The organism is Nocardioides sp. Z50_6, from assembly GCF_058215755.1.
The window spans coordinates 167,689-187,813 of record NZ_JBZAJB010000004.1 but is presented as its reverse complement, the minus strand read 5'-3'; the positions used below and the strand labels follow the sequence as shown (position 1 = coordinate 187,813).

Annotated in this window: 18 protein-coding genes; 4 read left to right on the top strand and 14 right to left on the bottom strand. The window is 74.3% G+C overall.

The genetic code is table 11. The annotated features are described in order from the left end of the window. Positions 1-7: 7 nt before the first annotated feature. From AC4BGE_RS11765 to AC4BGE_RS11755, 3 genes are read right to left on the bottom strand one after another with little or no spacing between them, the layout of a single operon-like run. Entirely contained in the window at positions 8-445 is a 438-nt protein-coding gene (locus AC4BGE_RS11765; RefSeq protein WP_490575389.1) for an SRPBCC family protein, read from the bottom strand. Between the two features lie 3 nt (positions 446-448). Beyond that, positions 449-1,375, bottom strand: coding sequence for a phosphoribosylaminoimidazolesuccinocarboxamide synthase (locus AC4BGE_RS11760; protein ID WP_490575388.1), 927 nt, complete (start codon positions 1,373-1,375; stop codon positions 449-451). A gap of 10 nt (positions 1,376-1,385) precedes the next feature. Continuing rightward, positions 1,386-2,711, bottom strand: a complete 1,326-nt coding sequence (locus tag AC4BGE_RS11755; protein WP_490575387.1) for a hemolysin family protein — start codon at positions 2,709-2,711, stop codon at positions 1,386-1,388. 41 nt (positions 2,712-2,752) lie between these two features. Between AC4BGE_RS11755 and AC4BGE_RS11750 the strand changes: the two genes are divergently transcribed. Next, positions 2,753-3,061, top strand: a complete 309-nt coding sequence (locus tag AC4BGE_RS11750; RefSeq protein WP_490570703.1) for an antibiotic biosynthesis monooxygenase family protein — start codon at positions 2,753-2,755, stop codon at positions 3,059-3,061. Here the strand turns inward: AC4BGE_RS11750 and atzF are convergent. Genes atzF through AC4BGE_RS11730 form a run of 4 tightly spaced genes read right to left on the bottom strand, consistent with a single transcriptional unit; the run spans position 3,045 to position 9,949 of the window. Further along, positions 3,045-4,784: an allophanate hydrolase gene (gene atzF, locus AC4BGE_RS11745; RefSeq protein ID WP_490575386.1), complete on the bottom strand. Its 1,740-nt coding sequence runs from the start codon at positions 4,782-4,784 to the stop codon at positions 3,045-3,047. The genes AC4BGE_RS11750 and atzF overlap by 17 nt on opposite strands. Further along, complete coding sequence (gene uca / locus AC4BGE_RS11740; protein WP_490575385.1) at positions 4,781-8,425, bottom strand: urea carboxylase; 3,645 nt, start codon at positions 8,423-8,425, stop codon at positions 4,781-4,783. Before uca ends, atzF begins: the two co-directional genes overlap by 4 nt. After that, on the bottom strand, positions 8,418-9,080 hold the full coding sequence (locus AC4BGE_RS11735) for an urea amidolyase associated protein UAAP2 (protein WP_490575384.1): 663 nt from the start codon (positions 9,078-9,080) through the stop codon (positions 8,418-8,420). The genes uca and AC4BGE_RS11735 overlap by 8 nt, the downstream gene beginning before the upstream one ends. Then, a complete protein-coding gene (locus tag AC4BGE_RS11730; RefSeq protein WP_490570707.1) occupies positions 9,077-9,949 on the bottom strand; it encodes an urea amidolyase associated protein UAAP1 in 873 nt (290 codons plus the stop codon). Before AC4BGE_RS11730 ends, AC4BGE_RS11735 begins: the two co-directional genes overlap by 4 nt. A 129-nt stretch (positions 9,950-10,078) precedes the next feature. Here AC4BGE_RS11730 and AC4BGE_RS11725 point away from each other — a divergent pair, with 129 nt between their 5' ends. Next, the gene (locus tag AC4BGE_RS11725) at positions 10,079-10,684 is read left to right on the top strand and encodes a TetR/AcrR family transcriptional regulator (RefSeq protein ID WP_490570708.1); all 606 of its coding nucleotides are present in this window, start codon (positions 10,079-10,081) and stop codon (positions 10,682-10,684) included. A gap of 19 nt (positions 10,685-10,703) precedes the next feature. On the opposite strand, the gene AC4BGE_RS11720 is transcribed toward AC4BGE_RS11725, so the two are convergent. Continuing rightward, entirely contained in the window at positions 10,704-12,194 is a 1,491-nt protein-coding gene (locus AC4BGE_RS11720) for a high affinity choline transporter 1 (RefSeq protein WP_490575383.1), read from the bottom strand. 195 nt (positions 12,195-12,389) lie between these two features. On the opposite strand from AC4BGE_RS11720, the gene AC4BGE_RS11715 reads away from it, so the two are divergent. Together AC4BGE_RS11715 and AC4BGE_RS11710 are read left to right on the top strand one after the other, a co-directional pair. Next, positions 12,390-13,271 (top strand): MBL fold metallo-hydrolase, encoded by an 882-nt coding sequence (locus tag AC4BGE_RS11715; protein ID WP_490575382.1) that lies wholly within the window; start codon positions 12,390-12,392, stop codon positions 13,269-13,271. Beyond that, positions 13,268-13,873, top strand: coding sequence for a TetR/AcrR family transcriptional regulator (locus tag AC4BGE_RS11710; protein WP_490575381.1), 606 nt, complete (start codon positions 13,268-13,270; stop codon positions 13,871-13,873). The genes AC4BGE_RS11715 and AC4BGE_RS11710 overlap by 4 nt, the downstream gene beginning before the upstream one ends. A 13-nt stretch (positions 13,874-13,886) precedes the next feature. On the opposite strand, the gene AC4BGE_RS11705 is transcribed toward AC4BGE_RS11710, so the two are convergent. The 6 genes from AC4BGE_RS11705 to AC4BGE_RS11680 form a co-directional block, all read right to left on the bottom strand. Continuing rightward, positions 13,887-15,134, bottom strand: a complete 1,248-nt coding sequence (locus AC4BGE_RS11705) for an MDR family MFS transporter (RefSeq protein WP_490575380.1) — start codon at positions 15,132-15,134, stop codon at positions 13,887-13,889. Then, the gene (locus tag AC4BGE_RS11700) at positions 15,131-15,712 is read right to left on the bottom strand and encodes a cysteine hydrolase family protein (protein WP_490570713.1); all 582 of its coding nucleotides are present in this window, start codon (positions 15,710-15,712) and stop codon (positions 15,131-15,133) included. The genes AC4BGE_RS11705 and AC4BGE_RS11700 overlap by 4 nt, the downstream gene beginning before the upstream one ends. After that, entirely contained in the window at positions 15,709-16,395 is a 687-nt protein-coding gene (locus tag AC4BGE_RS11695; RefSeq protein WP_490570714.1) for a cysteine hydrolase family protein, read from the bottom strand. The genes AC4BGE_RS11700 and AC4BGE_RS11695 overlap by 4 nt, the downstream gene beginning before the upstream one ends. 86 nt (positions 16,396-16,481) lie before the next feature. Further along, positions 16,482-17,477, bottom strand: a complete 996-nt coding sequence (locus tag AC4BGE_RS11690; protein ID WP_490575379.1) for an ABC transporter permease — start codon at positions 17,475-17,477, stop codon at positions 16,482-16,484. 4 nt (positions 17,478-17,481) lie between these two features. Further along, complete coding sequence (locus tag AC4BGE_RS11685) at positions 17,482-18,396, bottom strand: ABC transporter permease (protein WP_490575378.1); 915 nt, start codon at positions 18,394-18,396, stop codon at positions 17,482-17,484. After that, positions 18,380-20,122 carry an ATP-binding cassette domain-containing protein gene (locus AC4BGE_RS11680; protein ID WP_490575377.1) on the bottom strand — a complete coding sequence of 581 codons (1,743 nt, stop codon included), beginning with the start codon at positions 20,120-20,122 and terminating at the stop codon, positions 18,380-18,382. The genes AC4BGE_RS11685 and AC4BGE_RS11680 overlap by 17 nt, the downstream gene beginning before the upstream one ends. Between the last annotated feature and the right edge of the window lie 3 nt (positions 20,123-20,125).

Genomic DNA, 20,125 nt, shown 5'->3' with positions numbered 1-20,125 from the left:
CATCAACCTAGGCGATGCCCCGGCGGGCCCGGCGCTCCGCACGTCGCAGGTCGCCGCGGGCGCCCCGCGGGCCGACCAGGTCGAGCAGCCGGCCCAGCGGCCGCCGCCAGCCGGGGGCGTGGGTGACGGTGGTGGCCCGCACCCGGGTCCGGTGCTCGTCGAGCGGGGTGAAGACCAGGTCGAGGGTGACCTCCAGGCCCCGCCACCGGCCGTGCTCGACCCACCGGACGTTGCGCTCCCAGGCGGTGATCTCCATCAGCGGGCGCACCCCCGGCCAGGTCACGTCGTACCACCGGGTGCCGACCCCGGGCTCGGCGTCGCCGGGCCCCATCGGTTCGATCCGGCGCAGGCTGGCCTGCCACGCGGGCCGGTTGCGGGGGTCGGCCAGGTAGTCGAAGACCACCCCGACCGGGAGGTCGAAGTCGTGGCCGACGGTGAACCCCACGGCTCAGAACCGCTCGCCGGTGAGCCGCTCGTAGGCCTCCAGGTAGCGCGCCCGGGTGTGGGCCACGACCTCCTCGGGCAGGGGCGGCGGCGCCTCGCCGGAGGCGCGGTCCCAGCCGGAGTCGGGGCCGGTGAGCCAGTTGCGCACGATCTGCTTGTCGTAGGACGGCTGGGTGCGGCCGGGGTGCCACTGGTCGGCCGGCCAGAAGCGGGAGGAGTCGGGGGTGAGCACCTCGTCACCCAGCACGGTGAGGCCGGCGCCGGTGCCGGAGACCCGGCGGCCGAACTCGAGCTTGGTGTCGGCCAGCACGATGCCGCGCTCTCGGGCGACCTGCTCGGCGCGGGCGTAGACGGCCAGGGTGAGCCGGCGCAGCTCGGCGGCCGGCTCCGCGCCGACCTCCGCCACCACCGCGTCGTAGGAGACGTTCTCGTCGTGGTCGCCGAGCGCCGCCTTGGTGGCGGGGGTGAAGACCGGCTCCGGCAGCCGGGAGCCGTCCTCGAGGCCAGCCGGCAGGGCGATCCCGCAGACCTCGCCGGTGGCCCGGTAGTCCGTCAGGCCCGAGCCGGTCAGGTAGCCGCGGGCCACGCACTCCACGGGGAACATCTCCAGCGGTTCGCAGACCACCGCGCGCCCGGCCACGGCGGCCGGCACGTCGGTGGAGACCACGTGGTGGGGCACGAGGTCGGCCAGCTGGTCGAACCACCACAGCGACATCCGGGTGAGGATCTCGCCCTTGTCGGGGATGGTGGTCTCCAGGACGAAGTCGTAGGCCGAGATCCGGTCGCTGGCGACCATCAGCAGGTTGCCGGCGTACTCGCCCACGTCGAGGCGGTAGAGGTCGCGCACCTTGCCGCTGTGCAGGTGCGTCGCCCCCTCGATCGCCGGCGCGCGAGGGATGCCCAGGGACTCGGGGTGCTGAGGATCGGCCACGGCACGGAGCCTAGTCGTCGGCCCGGCCGTCCCGGTCGCCGTCCTGCCCAGGGGTCGCCCGGCTGACCCGGACCCGCAGGATCCTGGTCTCGCTGGCCTCGACCACCTCCAGCAGCACGCCGTCCACCTCGACGACGTCGCCGACGACGCCGAGCCGGCCCAGGCGGTCCACGACGTAGCCGCCGACGGTGTCGTAGGTGGCGCTGGGCAGCTCCAGCCCGGTCAGCTCGCAGAGCTCCTCGATGTTGAGCGAGCCGTCCACGGTGACGGTGTCGCCCTGCTCGAGCATGGTGTCCTCGGGGTCGTAGCCGGTGTCGTACTCGTCGTAGATCTCGCCCACCACCTCCTCGACGAGGTCCTCGAGGGTGATGATCCCCTCGGTGCCGCCGTACTCGTCGACGACCAGCGCGAGGTGCTGCTGCTCGCGGCGCAGCTGGGCGAGCGAGGCGAGCACCTGGTTGGTGCCCGGCAGCACGGTCAGGGGCCGGGCGAGCCCGGCCACCGGGCTCGCCTCCTGCTCCGGCGTCGCGGTGTAGAGGTCGCGCAGGTGCACGAAGCCGATCACGTCGTCGACGTCCTCGCCGAGCACCGGGTAGCGGGAGAAGGAGGAGTCGGCGACCTCGGCGCGGGCGTCGTGGACCGTCCGGTCGCCGTGCACGAAGACGACGTCGGGCCGCGGGGTCATCACCGCGGTCAGCCGCCGGTCACCGGAGCGGAAGACGTCGGTCAGGATCCGCCGGTGGTAGGGGCGCAGGCCGCGGTGCGTCTCGACGGTGTCGCGCAGCTCCTCGGCCGTCATCTCCTCCTCGATCGCGTCGGGGTCGCCGCCGAGCACCCGCACCACCGCGTCGGTCGAGCGGGAGAGCAGCCAGATCACCGGCCGCATGGCGGTGGCGAAGACGTTGAGCGGCGGCGCCAGCACCTTGGTGAAGCCGACCGCCCGCTGCATCGCCAGCCGCTTGGGCACCAGCTCGCCCAGCACCAGCGACAGGTAGGCGATGAGCAGCGTCATCAGCACCAGGGCGACCGTGTCGGCGACCGACGCGGGCAGGCCCCAGCCCTCGAGCACCGGGGCCAGGTCGGGGGCGATGGTCGCGCCGCCGTAGGCGGAGGAGAAGAACCCGGCGACGGTGACCCCGATCTGGACCGCGGAGAGGAAGCGGTTGGGGTCCTCGACCAGGTCGGCGGTCCGCTCGCCGCGCGGACCGCCCGCCCGGATCCGGCGCACCTGTCCCGGACGCAGCGAGACGATCGCCATCTCGGTGCCCGCGAAGACCCCCCCGACGAGCACGAACACGAGCACGAGGAACAGGTTGGTCAGGGTGGTGGTGTCCACGTCCCTCACGCTAGCGAGGTGCTGGTTTGTAGGCTCGGACCATGTCCGTCGTGAAGATCAACGCCATCACCGTCCCCGAGGGCTCCACCGACGAACTGGAGCGCCGCTTCGCCGCCCGCGCCGGCTCCGTCGAGGACTCCCCCGGATTCCTCGGCTTCAAGCTGCTGCGGCCGACGGGCGGGGACAACCGCTACTTCGTCCTCACCGAGTGGGCCGACGAGGAGTCCTTCGTCGCCTGGCGCGACGGCGACGCCCGCACGGCGCACGCCGGCGAGCGGGCCAAGCCCGTGGCCACCGGCGCCGACCTGCTCGAGTTCGAGGTCGTGCTGGACGTCAAGCCCGGCGGCTGACGCCCGCCTCGTCCGAGGCGAGCCAGGCCAACCAGCCGCCGCTGGCCGTGATGTCGCGCCCCGCGGCCACCGCGTCCTGGGCTGCGCCGAAGCCCACCACCCAGCGGCCCTCGGCCAGCTCCACCCGTCCCAGCAGCATGGGGTCGGGCAGGGCGGCGAGGAACCGGCCGAGCGCGCCCTGCGAGAGCGCCCACAGGCCCCCCTCGATCGCCCTGCCCCCCGCCTGGCCGCCGACCCGGGTCAGCCCCGGCTTGGGCGGGACGGTCCCGAGCGCGGTCAGGGTGTAGGCGGGCGCCGTGCGCGCCACCCCGAGCCACCTGGCTCCCAGCCTCCGCAGCTCGCCCTCGAGCGGCTGGCCGGGCAGGTGCGCGCCGACCACGAACAGCTCCGCGGTCGGCACCGCGGGCTCCGGTCCGGCCCCGGTGGCCACCGCCGGCCACGGCAGGGCGGGCGCCGGGAGCGGCGCCGCCGCCGCGACGGCGTCGGCGGGTGCCGCGGTCGGCAGCGCGACCCGGCGGGCGAGGTCCAGGGCCACGGCGTCGTGGAACGCCGGCGCCACCACCGTGACCCCGAACTGGGCCGGCCCGGCCTCGCCCTCGTCGACCGTCCCGGAGGGCACCGCGACCGCGGCCAGGTCGAACAGGTTGCAGAAGTTGGTGAACGTGCCGACGCGGGAGTTGGCGGCCACCGGTTCGGCGGCGACCTCGGCCACGGTGGGGTGGAACGGCGCGGTCGGGACGAGCAGGGCGTCGAAGCCGGCCAGCGCCGCCATCGAGACCTGTCGCAGCTCCTCGAGCCGGGCCGTGTCACGCACCAGCCGGGAGCCGGTCACCCGGCCGGCGGCGGTGATGATCGAGGCGACGACCGGGTCGAGCCCGGCCGCGGGATCCTCGAGGTGCGCGTCGACGAAGTCGCCGACCGCGCCGTGCCGCTCGGCCACCAGGCCGCCCTCGTAGAGCAGCCGCGCGGCCGCGAGGAAGGAGTCGAACGGCACCGGCTCGACCGTGCAGCCGTCGACGCGGAGCCGCTCGGCCGCCTCCTCGAACGCCTCGGTCCAGCCGGGAGCCATCGCCGGCAGGTGGTCCGGAACGGCCACCCGCGCCGCGGGCGGTGCGGCGAGCGGCGCGTCGGCCGGCCAGGGGCGGGTGCCGGGTCCGCCCGCCATCGCGGCCATCGCCACGTCGGCCGTGTCGAGGTCCCGGGCAAAGATCGTGACCGCGTCCCAGGAGCGGCAGGCCGGGACGAGCCCCGAGACCGAGACGACGCCCAGCGTGGGCTTCACGCCGACGATCCCGTTGAAGGCCGCGGGCACCCGTCCCGAGCCGGCGGTGTCGGTCCCGATCGCGAGGTCCGCCTCGCCCAGGGCCACGGCCACCGCGGAGCCCGAGCTGGAGCCGCCCGAGACGTGGCCGGCGCGGTGTGCGGAGCGGACCCCGCCGTACGGGCTGCGCTGGCCGACCAGGCCGGTGGCGAACTGGTCGAGGTTGGTGACCCCGACGACGGTGGCCCCGGCGGCCCGCAGCCGGGCCACCGCGACCGCGTCGGTCCCGGCCGGGCCGCCGCCGAAGCCGGGGCAGCCGGCGGTCGTGACGAAGCCGGCGACGTCGACGTTGTTCTTCACCGCCAGCCGGAGCCCGGCGAGCGGGCCGGAGGCGGCGGCGAGGTCGCGCTCGACCTCCGCGGCGTCGCGCCGGGCGAGGAACGCCTCGGGCCGGGCGCTCACGCCGCTCCCTCCTGCATCGCCGGGGCGAGCACGGCGAGGGCGTCCCCCGGGGCGACCTGCACCCCGGGCCCGGCCGGCAGCGCCTGCACCACTCCGCCCACCGGGGCGGTCACGGCCGTCTCCATCTTCATCGCCTCCAGCACGACCAGCACCTGTCCCGGCTCGACCACGTCACCGACCTCCACGGCGGCCTTCCACACGTTCGCCACGAAGGGCGCGTCCACCCGGGTGCCCCCCTCGGGCACCTCGACCTCCGTCGGCTCGGGGAGCACGGCGGCCTCGGCGGCCGCCGCCCGCTCCAGCTCGCCCGAGGCCACCCACGCCGTCCGCTCCGCCTCGAAGGCGGCCGCCTGGGTCGCGCGGAACCGCGCGATCGACTCGGCGTTGTCGGCCAGGAACCGTTCGTGCTCGGCGAGCGAGAACGTCCCCTCGGTCGCCTCCAGCGAGGACCGGCCGGCGGCCAGGTCGGCGCGCAGGTCGAGCAGCTCCTCGGGGTCGACCGGGTACCAGCTGATCCGGTCGAAGAACCGCAGCAGCCAGGGGTCCTCGCCGGGCCGCGGGTGGGTCCGCCAGACCTGGGTGGTGCGGCCGACGAACTGGTAGCCGCCGGGGCCCTCCATCCCGTAGATGCACAGGTAGGCGCCGCCGATCCCCACCGAGTTCTCCGCGGTCCAGGTCCGCGCGGGGTTGTACTTGGTGGTGACCAGCCGGTGCCGCGGGTCCAGGGGGGTCGCGACCGGTGCGCCCAGGTAGACGTCGCCCAGGCCGAGCACCAGGTAGGAGGCGTCGAAGACGGTGTCGTAGACGTCCGCCACCGAGCCCAGCCCGTTGATCCGGCGGATGAACTCGATGTTCCACGGGCACCAGGGCGCGTCGTCGCGGACCCCCGCCATGTAGCGCTCGATCGCCTCGCGGGTGGCCGGGTCGTCCCAGCTGAGCGGCAGCCGCACCTCCCGGCTCGGCACCACCAGCTCCGAGACCGGCGGCAGCTCCGCCTCGGCCTCGACCAGCAGTCCGAGCAGGCGCGAGGTGGGCAGCACGTCGGGGTCCACGTGCACCTGGAGCGACCGGATCCCCGGGGTCAGGTCCAGGATCCCGGGCAGCGCACGGGCCGCCAGCGCGGTGTGCAGCGCGTGCACCCGGGCCCGGAGCGCGAGGTCGAGCACCGGCTCGCCGTACTCGACCAGGACGGCGTCGTCGCCCTGCCGGCGGTAGGTCACCGCCGGGCCGCCGGTGCCGTCCAGGCGGCGCAGGACGCCGTCGTCGGCGTCCCGGGACGCGACCAGGGCGGCGAGGTCCAGCCCGCGGGCCGGCGGCGCCTGCGCGGCGCGCACCGGCACGAACCGGACGGTGTCGCCGGGCCGCAGCTGGCCCAGCTTCCACCGGTCGCCGGAGACGACGGTGAGCGGGCAGACGAAGCCGCCGAGGCTCGGGCCGTCGGGGCCGAGCAGGATCGGGGTGTCGCCGGTGAAGTCCAGGGCGCCGACCGAGTACGGCACGTCGTGGATGTTCGAGGGGTGCAGCCCGGCCTCGCCGCCGTCGGTGCGCGCCCACGTCGGGCGCGGACCGACCAGCCGGACCCCGGTGCGGGCGCTGTTGAAGTGCACCTCGTAGCTGGCCGCGTAGAGCTGGTCGACGTCGTCGCGGGTGAAGAACTCGGGGGCGGCGTGCGGGCCCTCGGTGACCGCCAGCTCCCAGACGTCGCCGAAGTCGGCGCGCCGGGCCTCCGGGACGGGCCCGCCGACCGGGCCGACCGCGGGGCCGGGACGCAGCACGTCGCCGGGTCGCAGCGCCCGGCCTCCGTGCCCGCCGAACCCGCCGAGGGTGAAGGTGCTGGCCGAGCCCAGGTAGGCCGGCACGTCCAGGCCGCCGGCCACCGCGAGGTAGGTGCGCAGCCCGGCGGTGGCGTCCCCCACGGCGAGGATGGCGCCGGCCGGCACGACTACCGGCTCGTGCATGGGCACCTCGCGCCCGTCGACGGTCACCGTCGCGGGCGCGCCGGTGACGCAGACGACCGTCTCGTGGCTCATCGTCAGCTCGGGGCCGGTGGCGGTGCACTCCAGCCCGGCCGCGTTCGGCTCGTTGCCGACCGCGAGGTTGGCGAGCCGCAGCGACCGGTCGTCCATCGCCCCGCTCGGGGGGATGCCGACCTGCCAGTAGCCCACGCGCCCGTCGGCGTCCTGCACGGTGGTCATCAGACCGGCCCGGCCGACGGTGATCCGCGGCCCGGGGTCGCGCACCCCGGTCAGGGTGGAGGTGCTGTGGGTGGCGGCCAGCACGTCGGGGTCGCGGACGACCCCGCGGAGCAGCCCGAGGTTGACCTCGACGCCGTCGACCCGGGTCTCCTCCAGAGCCCGGGCGAGGGTGCGGAAGGCGTCCTCGCGGGTCGGCCCGGTGGCCACCACCTTGGCCAGCAACGGGTCGTAGGCGGTCGAGACCTCGGTGCCGGTCTCGGCCCAGCCGTCGACCCGCACCCCGTCGCCGGCCGGCAGCTCGACCCGGGTCAGGGTGCCGGCGCTGGGCCGGAAGTCGGCGGCCGGGTCCTCGGCGCAGACCCGGGCCTCGACCGCGTGGCCGACCACCGGGACCTCGCCGGTGCGCCGGCCGGCGTCGTCGCCGGTGCCGGGGTCCAGGTGCGGCTCCAGGAAGCTGCTGTCACCGCCGGCCAGGCGGAGCATCCAGGCGACCAGGTCGACCCCCGTGACCTGCTCGGTGACCGGGTGCTCGACCTGGAGGCGCGCGTTGACCTCCAGGAACGAGGCCTCCTCGCGCACCGGGTCGTAGACGAACTCCACGGTCCCGGCCGAGCGGTAGTCCAGCGAGGCGACCAGCCGGCGCGCCGAGGAGTGCAGCCGCTCGCGCACCGCCGGCGGCAGCGCGGGCGCCGGCGCCTCCTCCACCACCTTCTGGTGGCGGCGCTGCAGCGAGCAGTCCCGGTCGCCGAGCGAGAGGACGCTGCCCCGGCCGTCGCCGAAGACCTGGACCTCCACGTGCCGGGCGTGCTCGACGTAGCGCTCGGCGAAGACCCCCGAGGAGCCGAAGCTGCGCTCGGCGAGGCCGCGGACCCGGCCGTACGCCGTCCGCACCTCCTCCGCGGTGCGGCACACGCTCATCCCGATGCCGCCACCGCCGCCGGTCGCCTTGAGCATCACCGGGTAGCCGATCCGGCCGGCCTCGACGACCGCCTCGTCGGCGTCGGCGAGCAGGCCGGTGCCGTCGAAGACCGGTACGCCGCAGGCCACCGCCGCCGCCCGTGCGGTGTGCTTGTCGCCGAAGGCGCGCAGCTGCGCGGGCGTGGGACCGACGAACGCGAGCCCCGCGCCCTCCACCGCCTCGGCGAAGTCGGCGTCCTCGGCGAGGAAGCCGTAGCCGGGGTGGACGGCGTCGGCGCCGGTCTCCTTGGCGGCCCGCAGCACCGCCTCCACGTCGAGGTAGGAGCGCTCCGGCGCGGCCGGCCCCAGCAGCACCGCACGGTCGGCGAGCCGCACGTGCGCGGCCGCCCGGTCCGCCTCGGAGAAGACCGCGACCGTGCCCAGGCCCAGGGCCCGGGCCGAGCCGATCACCCGGCAGGCGATCTCGCCGCGGTTCGCCACCAGGACGGTGGCGAGCGGGCGCGCCGCCGGCCCGCTCGGCTCAGGCATGGTCGTGCACGATCATCTCGGCCCGGCTCGGGTCGAACCCGTTGCAGGGGTTGTTGACCTGCGGGCAGTTGGAGACGACGACCAGCACGTCGCGCTCGGCCCGCAGCGCCAGCCCCAGGCCAGGGGCGGAGATGCCGTCGACGATGCCCAGGGCACCGTCGGGGTCGACCGGGACGTTCATGAACCAGTTGACGTTGGAGACCTGGTCGCGCTTGCCCAGGCCGTGCCGCGAGAGCTCGTGCAGGAAGTTGTCGGCGCAGGCGTGCTGGGCGTAGGTGTGGTGCCCGTAGCGCAGCGTGTTGGACTCCTTGGAGCAGGCGCCGCCCAGCGTGTCGTGCCGGCCGACCTCGTCGGCGACCACGGTGAGCAGCGGCGCGGACTCGTTGTCGCGCAGGACGCTCCCGGTGGTGAGGAAGATCGACCCCTGCTCCTGCAGGGTCGCCTGGGCGCTGTAGGCGCGCTCGGGGTCGGCGGCGTCGTAGGCCAGGAAGTCGACGGCCTGGTTGCCGTCGAGGTCGACGATCCGCAGCACCTGGCCGGCGGTGAGCACCCGGGACCAGGGCGCGCGGGGCGCGACGGTCTCGCGGTGGACCTCGGGGCCCAGGGCGTACGGCGTGCCGGCGGTCGTGCCGGCGGGTGTGGTGGGGGCGCTCATCGGGTGGCCCGTCCCTTCCGGTGGTCGGCGGTGTTCTCGTAGGCGCGGCGACCTTCCGGGGTCGCGGTCCACTGCGGGTCCTCGGGGGCCGTGACCCGATCCCGCCAGGCGAGGACCTCCAGCGGCCCGCAGGTCCAGTCGGGGCGCGGGTCGAGGGGGTGCGCGGTGTTGGCGACCAGCAGCACGACCGGCAGCTCGGTGCGCAGGGTCAGGCTCCGCCCGGGCCCGGCGCTGCCGGTCCACCCGGGTCGTCCCTCGTCGTCGACCCGCACGCCCTGGAAGAACGAGACGCTCGGGGCGACGTCGCGGCGGGAGAGCCCGTTCTTGGCCGCGCCGAGCACGAGCAGCTCACGCCCGGCGGGGGTCGGCCCCTCGGGGGCGCCGTCGCCGTAGCGGCGCTCGTTCCGGTCCCGGGTGGAGGTGCCGAAGAGGGTGTCGTGGTGCCCCGAGGTGTCGTCGAGCACGGTGGCCAGGACCCGTCCCTGGTCGCTGAGCAGCAGGTAGCCGCCGCCCGGGTAGACCTGCCACTGGATCTTCACCGTGTCGGCCACGTTGAGCCGCTCCCACGGCATGTCCGCATGGTGCAGCAGGACCGAGGCGCAGGCCTCTCCGTCGGGGTCGGTCAGCCGGACCCGGGTGCCGGCGGCGAGCACCCGGTGCCCGTAGCCGCCGGGCGGCAGCCGGTCGGCCCAGACCACGGCGTCGCCGCTCACCCCCGCCGGCAGGTCGGGGGCGGTGCCGGCGGGCACGGTCGGGCCGTGGTCCACCACGGTGCCCTCCTGGGCCCGGGCGTGGGCGCGGGCGCCCTGCGTGGTGCCCGTCTGGCTGGTGCCGGGATCGGCGGGGGCGGTCTCGTCGGCGGTGCGCACGGCGTCCTCCTGGTGCTTTTCTGTCGAGTGACAGATATTCAAGGTGCCCCGGTCGCGCGTCCGGTCACCACGAGGTGAACGCCATGTAACGAACGGGGCCGGGGGCCCCCGCTGGGTAGGGTCCGACGCATGGCAACCCGCGGCCGCCCCAGGAGCACCGGTCCGTCCACCTCCGGACTCAGCACCGAGGAGGAGATCCTGGCCGCGGCGGCCCGGCTCTTCTGCAGCGAGGGGTACGGCGGCACCAGCACCTACCGGATCGCCGAGGCCGCGGGGCTCTCCCAGGCCACGATGTACCACTACTTCCGGGGCAAGCACGAGATCCTGCTCGTCCTCCTGCTGCGCACGGTCCGGCCCTCCCGCGAGCTCGCCGCCACGCTCGCGGACGAAGAGGCGGGCCCGGCCGAGCGGCTGCGCAGGCTCTGCGCGTACGACGCCCACCTGCTGGCGACCAGTCCGGAGAACCTCGGCGTCCTCTACCTGCTCCCCGAGCTCGGGGACGAGCGGTTCGCCCCCTTCCACGCCGAGCGCCAGGCCCTCTTCGACGGCTACGTCGACCTGGTCGCCGCCTGCCGCGGCGTCGGGCGGGAGGAGGCGCTGCCCACGGCCGAGCTGGTCTTCGCCCTGGTGGAGAGCGTGGTCATGCAGCGCCGGCGGACCGGCACCGAGGGGCTCCGGGCCGACCTCCCCGACCGGATCGCGGAGGCCGCCCTGATGCTGGTCGCCGCCGGCTGACCCCTCAGGACTGCGCCGCTCAGACCGCGTCGGGCTCCGGCACCCTGGTCCGGTCGAGGGCGAGCAGGTCGCGCTCCTCCTCGTCGTGGCCGGCGGTGAGCAGGGAGGCCACGACGAAGGCGCCGATCCCGACCGCCGCCGCCAGCAGCGTCGCCCAGCCGTCGAAGTCGGCGGTGAAGACGTCGTTGGGCAGGTGCAGCAGGTCGTTGTCGAAGCCGTAGAGGGTCGGCGTCATCACCAGGAAGAAGAGCCGGACCACCAGGCCCGCCCCGGCACCCACCAGCGCCCCGGTGACGGTGGCTCCCCGCCAGAAGAGCCCCAGCACGAAGGGGGCGATCAGGCAGGCGAGCATCAGGTCGAAGGCGAGGGTCAGCAGGATGCCGGTCTGGCTCACCCGCAGGGCCAGCAGCGCCCCGACGACCACGACCGGCACCATCGCCGCGCGGGTCCAGCGCAGCAGCGGGTCGGCGTGGCCCGGCGCCACCTCGCGGCGCACGCCGAAGAGGTTGCGGACCGCGACGGCGCTGGTGGCCAGGATCGCCCCCGACGCGGTGGAGAAGGAGGCCGCCACCACCCCGGAGAGCACGAGGACCGCCAGCAGGGCCGGCGCATGGCCGTCGAGGAGCTGGTAGATCACCGGTCCCTGGTCGGCGGTGATGCCGAGCTTGTCGACCCCGCTCAGGGCGATCAGCGACCAGACGGTGCCGATGACCGCGGTCGTGCCGGCGCCGATGAAGCAGGCCTTCTGGGCGATCTCGGGGGTGCGGGCGGCGAAGATCCGCTGCATGAAGTCGATGGCGACGAGGTCGCCGATGCCGAGCGAGACCAGGGTGGCCCAGTTGATCGCGGCGCCCTGACCCGGGTCGGTGAGCTGGCCGAGGTCGAACGGGCCCATGCCCTCGGGCACGGAGAGGCCGAAGGTGGAGGTGAACCAGACCAGCAGGACCACGGTCGCGGCCAGGGTCAGCACCGCCTGGACGACCGAGGTGTAGGCGTCGGAGTAGAGCCCGCCGCCGATCGTGTAGCCGAGGATCAGGAGGACGGCGAGCACCACCCCGACGGCGTACGAGAGCCCGGTGAAGTACTCGACCAGGAACCCCATCGCCACCAGGTTGCCCGCGAGCAGGATGGTGAACGAGGCGATCATCAGCACCGAGGCGCAGACCTCGACCCGGCGGTCGTAGCGGCGGGCGAAGAAGTCCCCCAGGGTGAACAGGCCCATCCGGTTCATCGGCTTGGCCAGGAACAGCCCGGCGAGCAGCAGGCAGACGGCCAGGCCCAGGGCCAGCGAGGCGCCGGCCCAGAAGCCCGCGGTGGCGGAGGTGTCGGTGTTGCCGATGGTGGCGTTGCTGTCCACCGCCGCGGTGGTCAGCGCGACCGCGACCAGGGGCAGCCCGAGCTGGCGGCCGGCCACGAGGTAGTTGGCGCTGTCGCCGTCGACCTTGCGCGCCACCGCGATGCCGACGAAGAGGACCAGCGCGACGGTCAGGCCGATTCCGGTGATGATCATGGCGACTCCTGGGACGGCGGCTTTCTGTCGATCGACAGAAAGTGCTCCCATTTGGCTCCCGGAGGATTTCGGGGGCCGGCCCGGTATCGAACAGCCAGGTAAATTCCTGCTCACTCCCCCGCATCCGGCAGGGAGGAAACACAAGCGTCACACGAGCGACCCACGCCCGCGCCTATCCGCTGATAGGAATGGCTCATGTACGGATACGACACCGGGTTCCACGAGGTCGCCGACCGGGTCTGGCTGGCGCGCTACGAGTGGTACGACGTCTCGGTCACCGTGGTCGGTGGCGACGAGGGCCTGCTGATGATCGACACGCACTCCTCCGACCGGGCCGCCCGCGGCGTGGTCCAGGACCTGCGTCGCGCCGGCCTGGGCGACGTCGTGGCCGTGGTCAACACCCACGAGCACTTCGACCACACCTTCGGCAACACCGCGCTGCGCGACCTCTACGGCCCGGTGCCGATCTACGCGACCGCGGTGGCCGCCGCCAACACGCTGCCCTCCGCGGCCCGGTTCAAGAAGCGCTTCGAGGTCTCGCCGGTCTCGGGGGCGTCGGGGACCACCGGCGCCGACCCCAGGACCCCCGAGGTGCTCGCCACCGAGGTGACCCCCGCCGACCACCCCTTCGAGGGGCGGACCGAGGTCGACCTGGGTGGCCGCACGGTGACGCTGAGCCACCCCGGCCGGGGCCACACGGCGGGCGACCTGGTGGTCACCGTGCCCGACGCCGACCTGGTCCAGGTCGGCGACCTGCTCGAGCAGACCGGGCCGCCGGTCTACTCCGAGGACAGCTATCCGCTGGACTGGCCCGCCACCATCGACCGGGTGCTGGCCGGGATCGGCCCCGACACCTGCGTGCTCCCCGGCCACGGGATCCCCGTCGGGCGCGAGTGGGTCGAGGCGCAGCGCGACGACCTGCGCCAGGTGGCCGACACCATCCGCGCTCTGGTCGCCGACGGGGTGCCCCAGGAGCGGGCCGCGGCCGCGGGACACTGGCCGTGGCCGGTGGACGACTGGCGGTTCACCGGGGCGATCGCGCGCGGCTACGCGCAGGCCGGCGGCGCGCTGCTGTGACCAGCGAGCCCTCCGGCCCGTCCGCCGGCCAGTCCGCCGCCCGCGGCGGCCGGCAGCGGATCGTCGACGTGGCGACCGAGCTCTTCGTCGCCCAGGGATACGCCCGGACGACCACCCGGGACATCGCCCGGGCCGCCGGGATCAAGCAGCCCTCCCTCTACGCCCACTTCTCGGTCAAGTCCGACATCCTGGTCGAGGTGCTCCAGCAGACCCTGCGTCCGACCCTCGAGAGCGCGCGGGCGCTGCTCGAGGACCCCGCGCTGACCGCCCACGAGCGGCTCGCCGTCCTGGTCGACTTCGACGTCCGAGGGCTATGCGAACCGGCGTTCAACATCGGGCTGCTCGGCTACATGCCGGACGTGCGCGACGAGGTCGGCGACACCCTGCTGGGCGTCGGCAGCGACTTCTGGCGGACCTACGAACGGCTCGTCGAGGACGCCCTGGCGGAGTCGGGGCGGCCCCGCGAGGACACCTCCGCGGTGACCAAGGTCGTGCTGACGCTGATCGAGGGCGTGCTCCTGCGCCGGGTCAACGAGCCCGACCTCGACGCCGCGACGGTGGCCGCGCAGACCTGCGAGGCCGTGCTGCGCATCGTCGGCTGAGCGGCCCGGGGGGTCACGCGGTGACGGTGTACGCCGCCCGCGCGGCGGCCCGGCCGGCGCTCTCCCGCTCGGTCCGGGCCCGGCGGCTGAGCGCCAGGGTCAGGCCGGTGAGGAAGAGCACGACCAGGCAGGAGAGCCACAGCCCCTGGGGTCCGAGGGTGGCCAGCGCCACCCCGCCGAGCAGCGAGGCGAGGGTGCGGCCGACGGTCCAGGTCATGCCGTAGAAGCCCTGGTAGGTGGCCAGCAGCCGGGCCGGCGCCAGGTCGGCCACCACGGTGGCCGCGACGGGGAAGACGCCCAGCTCCCCCAGGCTCCACGCGACGACGGCCACCGCGTAGTGCCACCACTCGGTGGCCACCACCTGGACGGCGTACCCCGCCATCGTCAGCGCCACCGCCCAGCTCAGCGCGGTCGTCTTGGTGACCCGTTCCAGCACCCGCACCAGCGGCATCTGCAAGGCGCAGAGCAGCACCCCGTTGAGGCTGAGCAGCAGCCCGTACTGGGAGATCGAGAAGCCCTCCTGGTCCATCACGACCGGCAGCGTGACGGTGCCCTGGATGTAGACCACCATGTAGGCGGTCATGGTCGCGGTGAAGACCAGGAAGACCCGGTCGCGCAGGACCACCGCGTAGGCGGCGCGCAGGCTCATCCGCTGCGTGGCCGCGGGCCGGGGGTCCCCGCGCAGCGCCCACACGAGCACCCCGAGCACCACCATCAGCAGCACCGCCTCCAGGTAGAAGACGACCGCGAACGAGTACCCCGCGAGCCAGCTCGCGAGCAGGGGGCCGGCGGCGAACCCGGCGTTCATCGCCCAGACGTAGAGGCTGTAGGCCCGCTCGCGCTGGTGCGGGGCCACCCGCTCGGTGACCAGCGAGCTCAGCGCCGGGCTGCCCAGGTGCGAGGCGAACCCGTAGGCGAGCAGGACCGCGGAGAGCTTCGCGACGTCCAGCGACTGCGCCAGCACCACCAGCAGCGCCGCGGAGGAGAGCTGGCCGGCGGCGATGACGCGGAGCCGGCCGAACCGGTCGGCGAGGTAGCCCCCGCCCAGGCTGGCCGCCACCCCGCCGAGCCCGTAGGTGGCGGTGACGAGCCCGATGGTCAGCGCGTCCAGACCGCGCTCGCCGCTCAGCCAGGTCGCCAGCAGCGGTGCGACGAACCGGCCCATCGAGAGGACCAGGACGCCGCACCACACCGCCCAGAAGGCCCGGGGCAGCCGCTCACGGAGCGGCCGGCCCGGGCCTTCGACGATCGGCAGGGTCACGCAGGCACGGGTACCGAGGAGACCCACTCCATGACCTCGTCGGAGGTCACCAGCGCCTTGCGCTGGAGGTAGTTGATCATCTTCAGCGCGTCGTCGTGGGCCGGCTTGCTCGACCCGGCGACCACGTCGGTGACGACGTTGATGAAGAAGTCGCGCTGGTGGGCGTCCACGGCGGTGTAGAGCACGCAGACGTCGGTGAAGCCGCCGATCAGGATGAGGCTGTCGACGTCGTAGGACTTGAGCACGATGTCGAGCTCGGTGGCGAAGAACGCCGAGTAGCGGCGCTTGCGGATGTGGAACTCCTCCGGCCTCGGCTCGAGCCCGTGGGCGATCACGTTGTTGGGGTCGTTCTCCAGGCAGTGCGGCCCCTCGGAGCCGTCGAGCTCCCGGCCGATGTCGGCCAGGTGCGGCTTGTGCACCTCCTGGATCCAGACCACCGGGACGTCGGCGGCGCGGCAGGCGTCCACCATGTCGATGGCCTTGCGCAGCTGCTCGTGGTCGTAGGTGCAGAAGTCGCCGCTCAGGTCACCGCCCTGGAAGTCGACGACGACGAGTGCGGTACGGCCCTGGATGTTCATGCGATCTCCTCAGCGATCTCAGCGGTGGTGACGGGGGTGACGGTCTCGAGCCAGTCGTGAACGGCCTGGCTGGTGACCAGGGAGTCGCGCTGGAGGTACTTCATGGAGCGCAGCGCCGCCTCGTGCAGCTCCTCGCCGGAGCCGACGACGAGGTCGGTGATGGTGCGGAAGTGGTAGTCGTACTGGTGCGCGTCGACCGCGGTGTAGTGCACGCAGACGTCGGTCATCCCGCCGATCAGGACGACCGTCTGCGCCCCGTAGCCGCGCAGCACCAGGTCGAGCTCGCTGCCGAAGAACGCGCTGTAGCGGCGCTTGCGGATCAGGTACTCCTCGGGCTTCGGGTCCAGGCCCGGGTGCAGCTCGGTGCGCGGGTCGCCCTCGACGCAGTGCACGCCCTCGGCGCCGTCGAGCTCGCGGCCGATGTCGACCAGGGAGGGCTTGTGCACCTCCTGGATGAAGACGACGGGCACGTCCTTGGCGCGGAACGCGTCGACCAGCTCGACGGCCCGCCGGTTGCGGTCCTCGCGGTCGGGCATGAACCCCCCTCCGGGCTCGTGGGGGACGAACGGGTTCTCCCCGCCGCCCTGGATGTCGACGACGACGAGCACGACGTTGCCGACGGGCTTGAGGTCCTCGGCGGGTGTCCAGTCGGTCACGGGTCGGATGACGGGTTGGGTCGTCATGGCAGGTCTCCTTGCGGTGCGGTGAGGGAGGGGATGTGGGGTGAGAGGGGTGGGAGGCGCGCCTGCGAGCAGGCGCGACGGACCGGTCAGCGGAGCCGGACCCGCGGGTCGATCGCTCCCTGGGCGAGGTCGACCAGGGTGTTGACGACCACGTAGAAGGCGCCGAGCACCAGGGCGATGGTGGCGACCGAGTTGGTGTCGGAGGCGTTGATGGCGCGGACCAGGTACTGGCCCAGCCCGTTCCAGGAGAAGATCTGCTCGACCACGACGAGGCTGGAGAGCATCATCCCGATCTGCACCCCCAGCAGGCTCATGGCCGGGCTCACCGAGTTGCGCAGCGCGTGCCGGCGCAGCAGCTGGCCCTCGGTCTCGCCCAGGGCGCGGGCGGTCCGGGCGTAGCCGGAGCCCATCGCGGTGCCGAGGCCGTCGGCGAGCACCCTGGCCAGGGCCACGCCCGGGCCGAGCGCCGCCGCGACCGCCGGGATGAGCAGGTGCGCCACCGCGTCCAGCGCGTAGGCCGCGTTCCCGGTGAGCAGCCCGTCCACCACGAAGAGGCCGGTCAGGCCCTCGCTGGGCCCGTACGACGTCCGCCCCGAGACCGGCAGCCAGCCCAGCTGGGCGAAGAAGAGCAGCACCCCGCAGGTGGCGACCAGGAACGAGGGCGCGCTCGCCGCGCTGTAGAGGACGAACCGCAGGACGCCGGCCAGCCGACCGCCCAGCGTGTAGACCCGGGCCAGCAGGACGCCGATGACCACCGAGAGCAGGATCGCCCACAGCGCCAGCTCCAGGGTGGCCGGGACCCGGGCAGCCAGCTCGTCGGCGACGCTGCGCCGGGTGCTGAGGCTGAGCCCGAAGTCCCCGGAGAGCAGGCGGGTCAGGTAGTCCCAGTACTGCACCAGGATCGACCGGTCCAGGCCGAGCTCGGCGCGCATCTCGGCGACCGCGTCGGCCGACGCGTTGGCGCCCAGGTAGGCCCGCACCGGGTCGCCGCCGCCGAAGCGGCTGACCACGAAGACCAGCACGGAGAGGGAGAGCAGCACGGCGACCAGCGAGCCGAGCCGGGAGAGGGTGAAACGGAGCATGGCCTCAGGCCCCCTTCGAGCGCAGGACGCCACGCAGGCCGTCGCCCACGTAGTTGAACACCAGGGCCAGCACGCCGACGGCCAGGCCCGGCATGATCGGGATCCACCAGGCGTTCAGGATGTAGTCGAGACCGGCGGAGGCCATCAGCCCCAGCTCGGGCGTGGGGGCCGGCGAGCCGAGACCGACGAAGGCCAGCGAGGCCAGGACCATGATCACCGCGCCGATGTCCAGGCTGGCGGTGATCAGGACCGTCGGCAGGACCGTGGGCACCACGTGCCGGCGCAGCAGCCGCCAGCCGGAGGTGCCGTTGATCCGCGCGGCCTCCACGTGCAGGCTGGTGGCGACCCGGCGCACCTCGCCGCGCACGATCCGGGCGTAGAGCGGCCACCAGACGATGGTGATGCCGATCATCGAGGAGGAGAGCGAGGGGCCGAGCCCGGCCACGATCGCCATCGCGACGATGGTCGCGGGGAAGGCGAGGAAGAGGTCGGTGACCCGCATCAGCAGGCCGTCGACCCAGCCGCCGTAGTAGCCGGCGACGGTGCCGACCACCAGGCCGGCGAGGGCGGCCACGGCGGTCACCACCACGGCGGCGTACAGGCTGGTCCGGGCACCCTCGAGGACGCGGGTGAGGATGTCGAGGCCCAGGTTGTCGGTGCCCAGCAGGTGACCGGAGGTCAGGGGCGCCAGGTAGGGCGCACCCGACGGCACGGTCGACCCGTACGGCGAGAGCCACGGCCCCAGGACCGCGGCCAGGACGACCAGGCCCAGCACCGCGAACGAGACCCGCTCGGCGGTGACCCGGCGGGGGCCGGCGGGGCGGGGTGCCACGCCGGACCGTCCGGGGAGGAGCAGGGCCCGGCGGGGGGCCGCCGGGACCGCGTCGGGCGCGGGAAGGGTGTCAGGCGAGGACCGCATCGAGGAGCCTCCTGCCGTAGTCGCTGGTCATGGTGTCGGTGAGCTGCTCGGCGGGCACCCGCTCGACGATCCGGCCCGCCGAGATGACGTCGACGCGGTCGGCGATCACCCGGGCGGCCGCCAGGTCGTGGGTGACGAAGAGCATCGGCAGCCCGAGGTCGTGCCGGAGCAGGTTGAGCAGGTTGAGCACGCTGGCGGCCACGGAGACGTCCAGGGCGCTGGTCGGCTCGTCGCAGAGCAGCAGCGCCGGGGGGACGACCACGGCCCGCGCGATCGCGACCCGCTGCCGCTGACCGCCCGACAGCTGGCCCGGCCGGCGGTCGAGCACCTCGGCCGGGAGCGCGACCCGCTCCAGGGCGAGCCGGACCCGGTCCTCCTTCTCCGCGCGGTCGAGCCGGGCGTGCGTGGGCGAGTTGCCCAGACGCTCGAGCAGCAGGGCCCGCACCGTCATCCAGGGCGTGAGCGAGGAGCCGGCGTCCTGGAAGACGACCTGGACGCCCTCGCCGCGGTTGCGGTCGACGACCACGTCGCCGTCGTCCGCCGTCTCCAGCCCCGCGGCGATCCGCAGGATGGTGGACTTGCCCGAGCCGGACTCCCCCACCAGGGCCACGCTCTCGCGGGCGCCGATGCTCAGGTCGACCCCGTGCAGCACCTCCTTGCGCCGCCGCCGGCCGAGCCCCCCGGCGGCGAAGGACTTCGTGACCTGCACCATCTCCAGGGCGGGCCGGCGCGGTCGGCCGGTCTCCGCCTCGAAGTCGCCCCAGGTGAGCCGTCCCGCCTGCCAGTGCTGCTCGATCTCGGCTGCGGGGTGCCGCCCGGTCTCGGCCATCGCGGCCACCACCGTCGGCTCCGGCTCCCCGATCGGGCGACTCCGGTCGGTGGTCAGGGTGAGCCGGGAGGAGACCAGCCGCCGGGTGTAGTCGGCGCGCGGGGCGTCGAAGACCTGGTCGGCCGTCCCGTGCTCGACCACCCGGCCGCGCCGGAGCACCGTGACCTCCTGGCACATCGCCCGGGCGACCCCGAGGTCGTGGGTGACGAAGAGGACCCCGCAGCCCAGGCCGGAGCGCTCCCGGGTGAGGAGCTTGAGGATCTCCGCCTGGACGCTCACGTCGAGGGCCGTGGTCGGCTCGTCGGCCACCAGGAGCGCGGGCCGGCGGGCCAAGGCCAGCGCGATCATCACCCGCTGCCGCATCCCGCCGGAGAGCTGGTGCGGATAGCTGCCCAGCACCGCCGCGGGGTCCCGGATCTCGACCTCCTCGAGCCACCGCAGGCTCTCGGCGCGATCCCCGGTGACCAGGCCGAGCATCCGGCCGACGGTCATCATCGGGTCCAGCGAGGACATCGGGTCCTGGAAGACCGTGGTCACCTGCTGCCCGCGCACCCCACCCCAGCCCGCCTCGGCGGACGGGTCCAGCGTCTGCCCGAGCAGGGTGACGGTGCCGCTGGTGCTGACGCCGGGCTCGCGGGTCAGCAGCCCCTGGACGGCCGCCGCGATCGTGCTCTTGCCCGAGCCGCTCTCGCCGACCAGGCCCAGGCACTGGCCAGGCTCGATCGCGAGCGAGACGTCGTCGACCGCGACGGTGACCGCGCCCCGGCCCCGGTAGCCGACGGTGAGGCCGTCCACCGAGAGCACGGGCCGGCCTGCCGACGGGCCTGCCGTCGGTCCGGCTGCCGGGTCCGCCGGCGAGAGGGTCGCGGGTCCCGCGACGGGTGGGGTGGCGGGCATGGC

Coding starts and splice junctions, on each gene's coding strand:
- AC4BGE_RS11750 (WP_490570703.1), top strand. CDS start 2,753: ATGTCCGTCGTGAAGATCAACGCCATCACCGTCCCCGAGGGCTCCACC.
- uca (WP_490575385.1), bottom strand. CDS start 8,425: ATGCCTGAGCCGAGCGGGCCGGCGGCGCGCCCGCTCGCCACCGTCCTG.
- AC4BGE_RS11735 (WP_490575384.1), bottom strand. CDS start 9,080: ATGAGCGCCCCCACCACACCCGCCGGCACGACCGCCGGCACGCCGTAC.
- AC4BGE_RS11725 (WP_490570708.1), top strand. CDS start 10,079: ATGGCAACCCGCGGCCGCCCCAGGAGCACCGGTCCGTCCACCTCCGGA.
- AC4BGE_RS11720 (WP_490575383.1), bottom strand. CDS start 12,194: ATGATCATCACCGGAATCGGCCTGACCGTCGCGCTGGTCCTCTTCGTC.
- AC4BGE_RS11715 (WP_490575382.1), top strand. CDS start 12,390: ATGTACGGATACGACACCGGGTTCCACGAGGTCGCCGACCGGGTCTGG.
- AC4BGE_RS11700 (WP_490570713.1), bottom strand. CDS start 15,712: ATGAACATCCAGGGCCGTACCGCACTCGTCGTCGTCGACTTCCAGGGC.
- AC4BGE_RS11695 (WP_490570714.1), bottom strand. CDS start 16,395: ATGACGACCCAACCCGTCATCCGACCCGTGACCGACTGGACACCCGCC.
- AC4BGE_RS11690 (WP_490575379.1), bottom strand. CDS start 17,477: ATGCTCCGTTTCACCCTCTCCCGGCTCGGCTCGCTGGTCGCCGTGCTG.
- AC4BGE_RS11685 (WP_490575378.1), bottom strand. CDS start 18,396: ATGCGGTCCTCGCCTGACACCCTTCCCGCGCCCGACGCGGTCCCGGCG.
- AC4BGE_RS11680 (WP_490575377.1), bottom strand. CDS start 20,122: ATGCCCGCCACCCCACCCGTCGCGGGACCCGCGACCCTCTCGCCGGCG.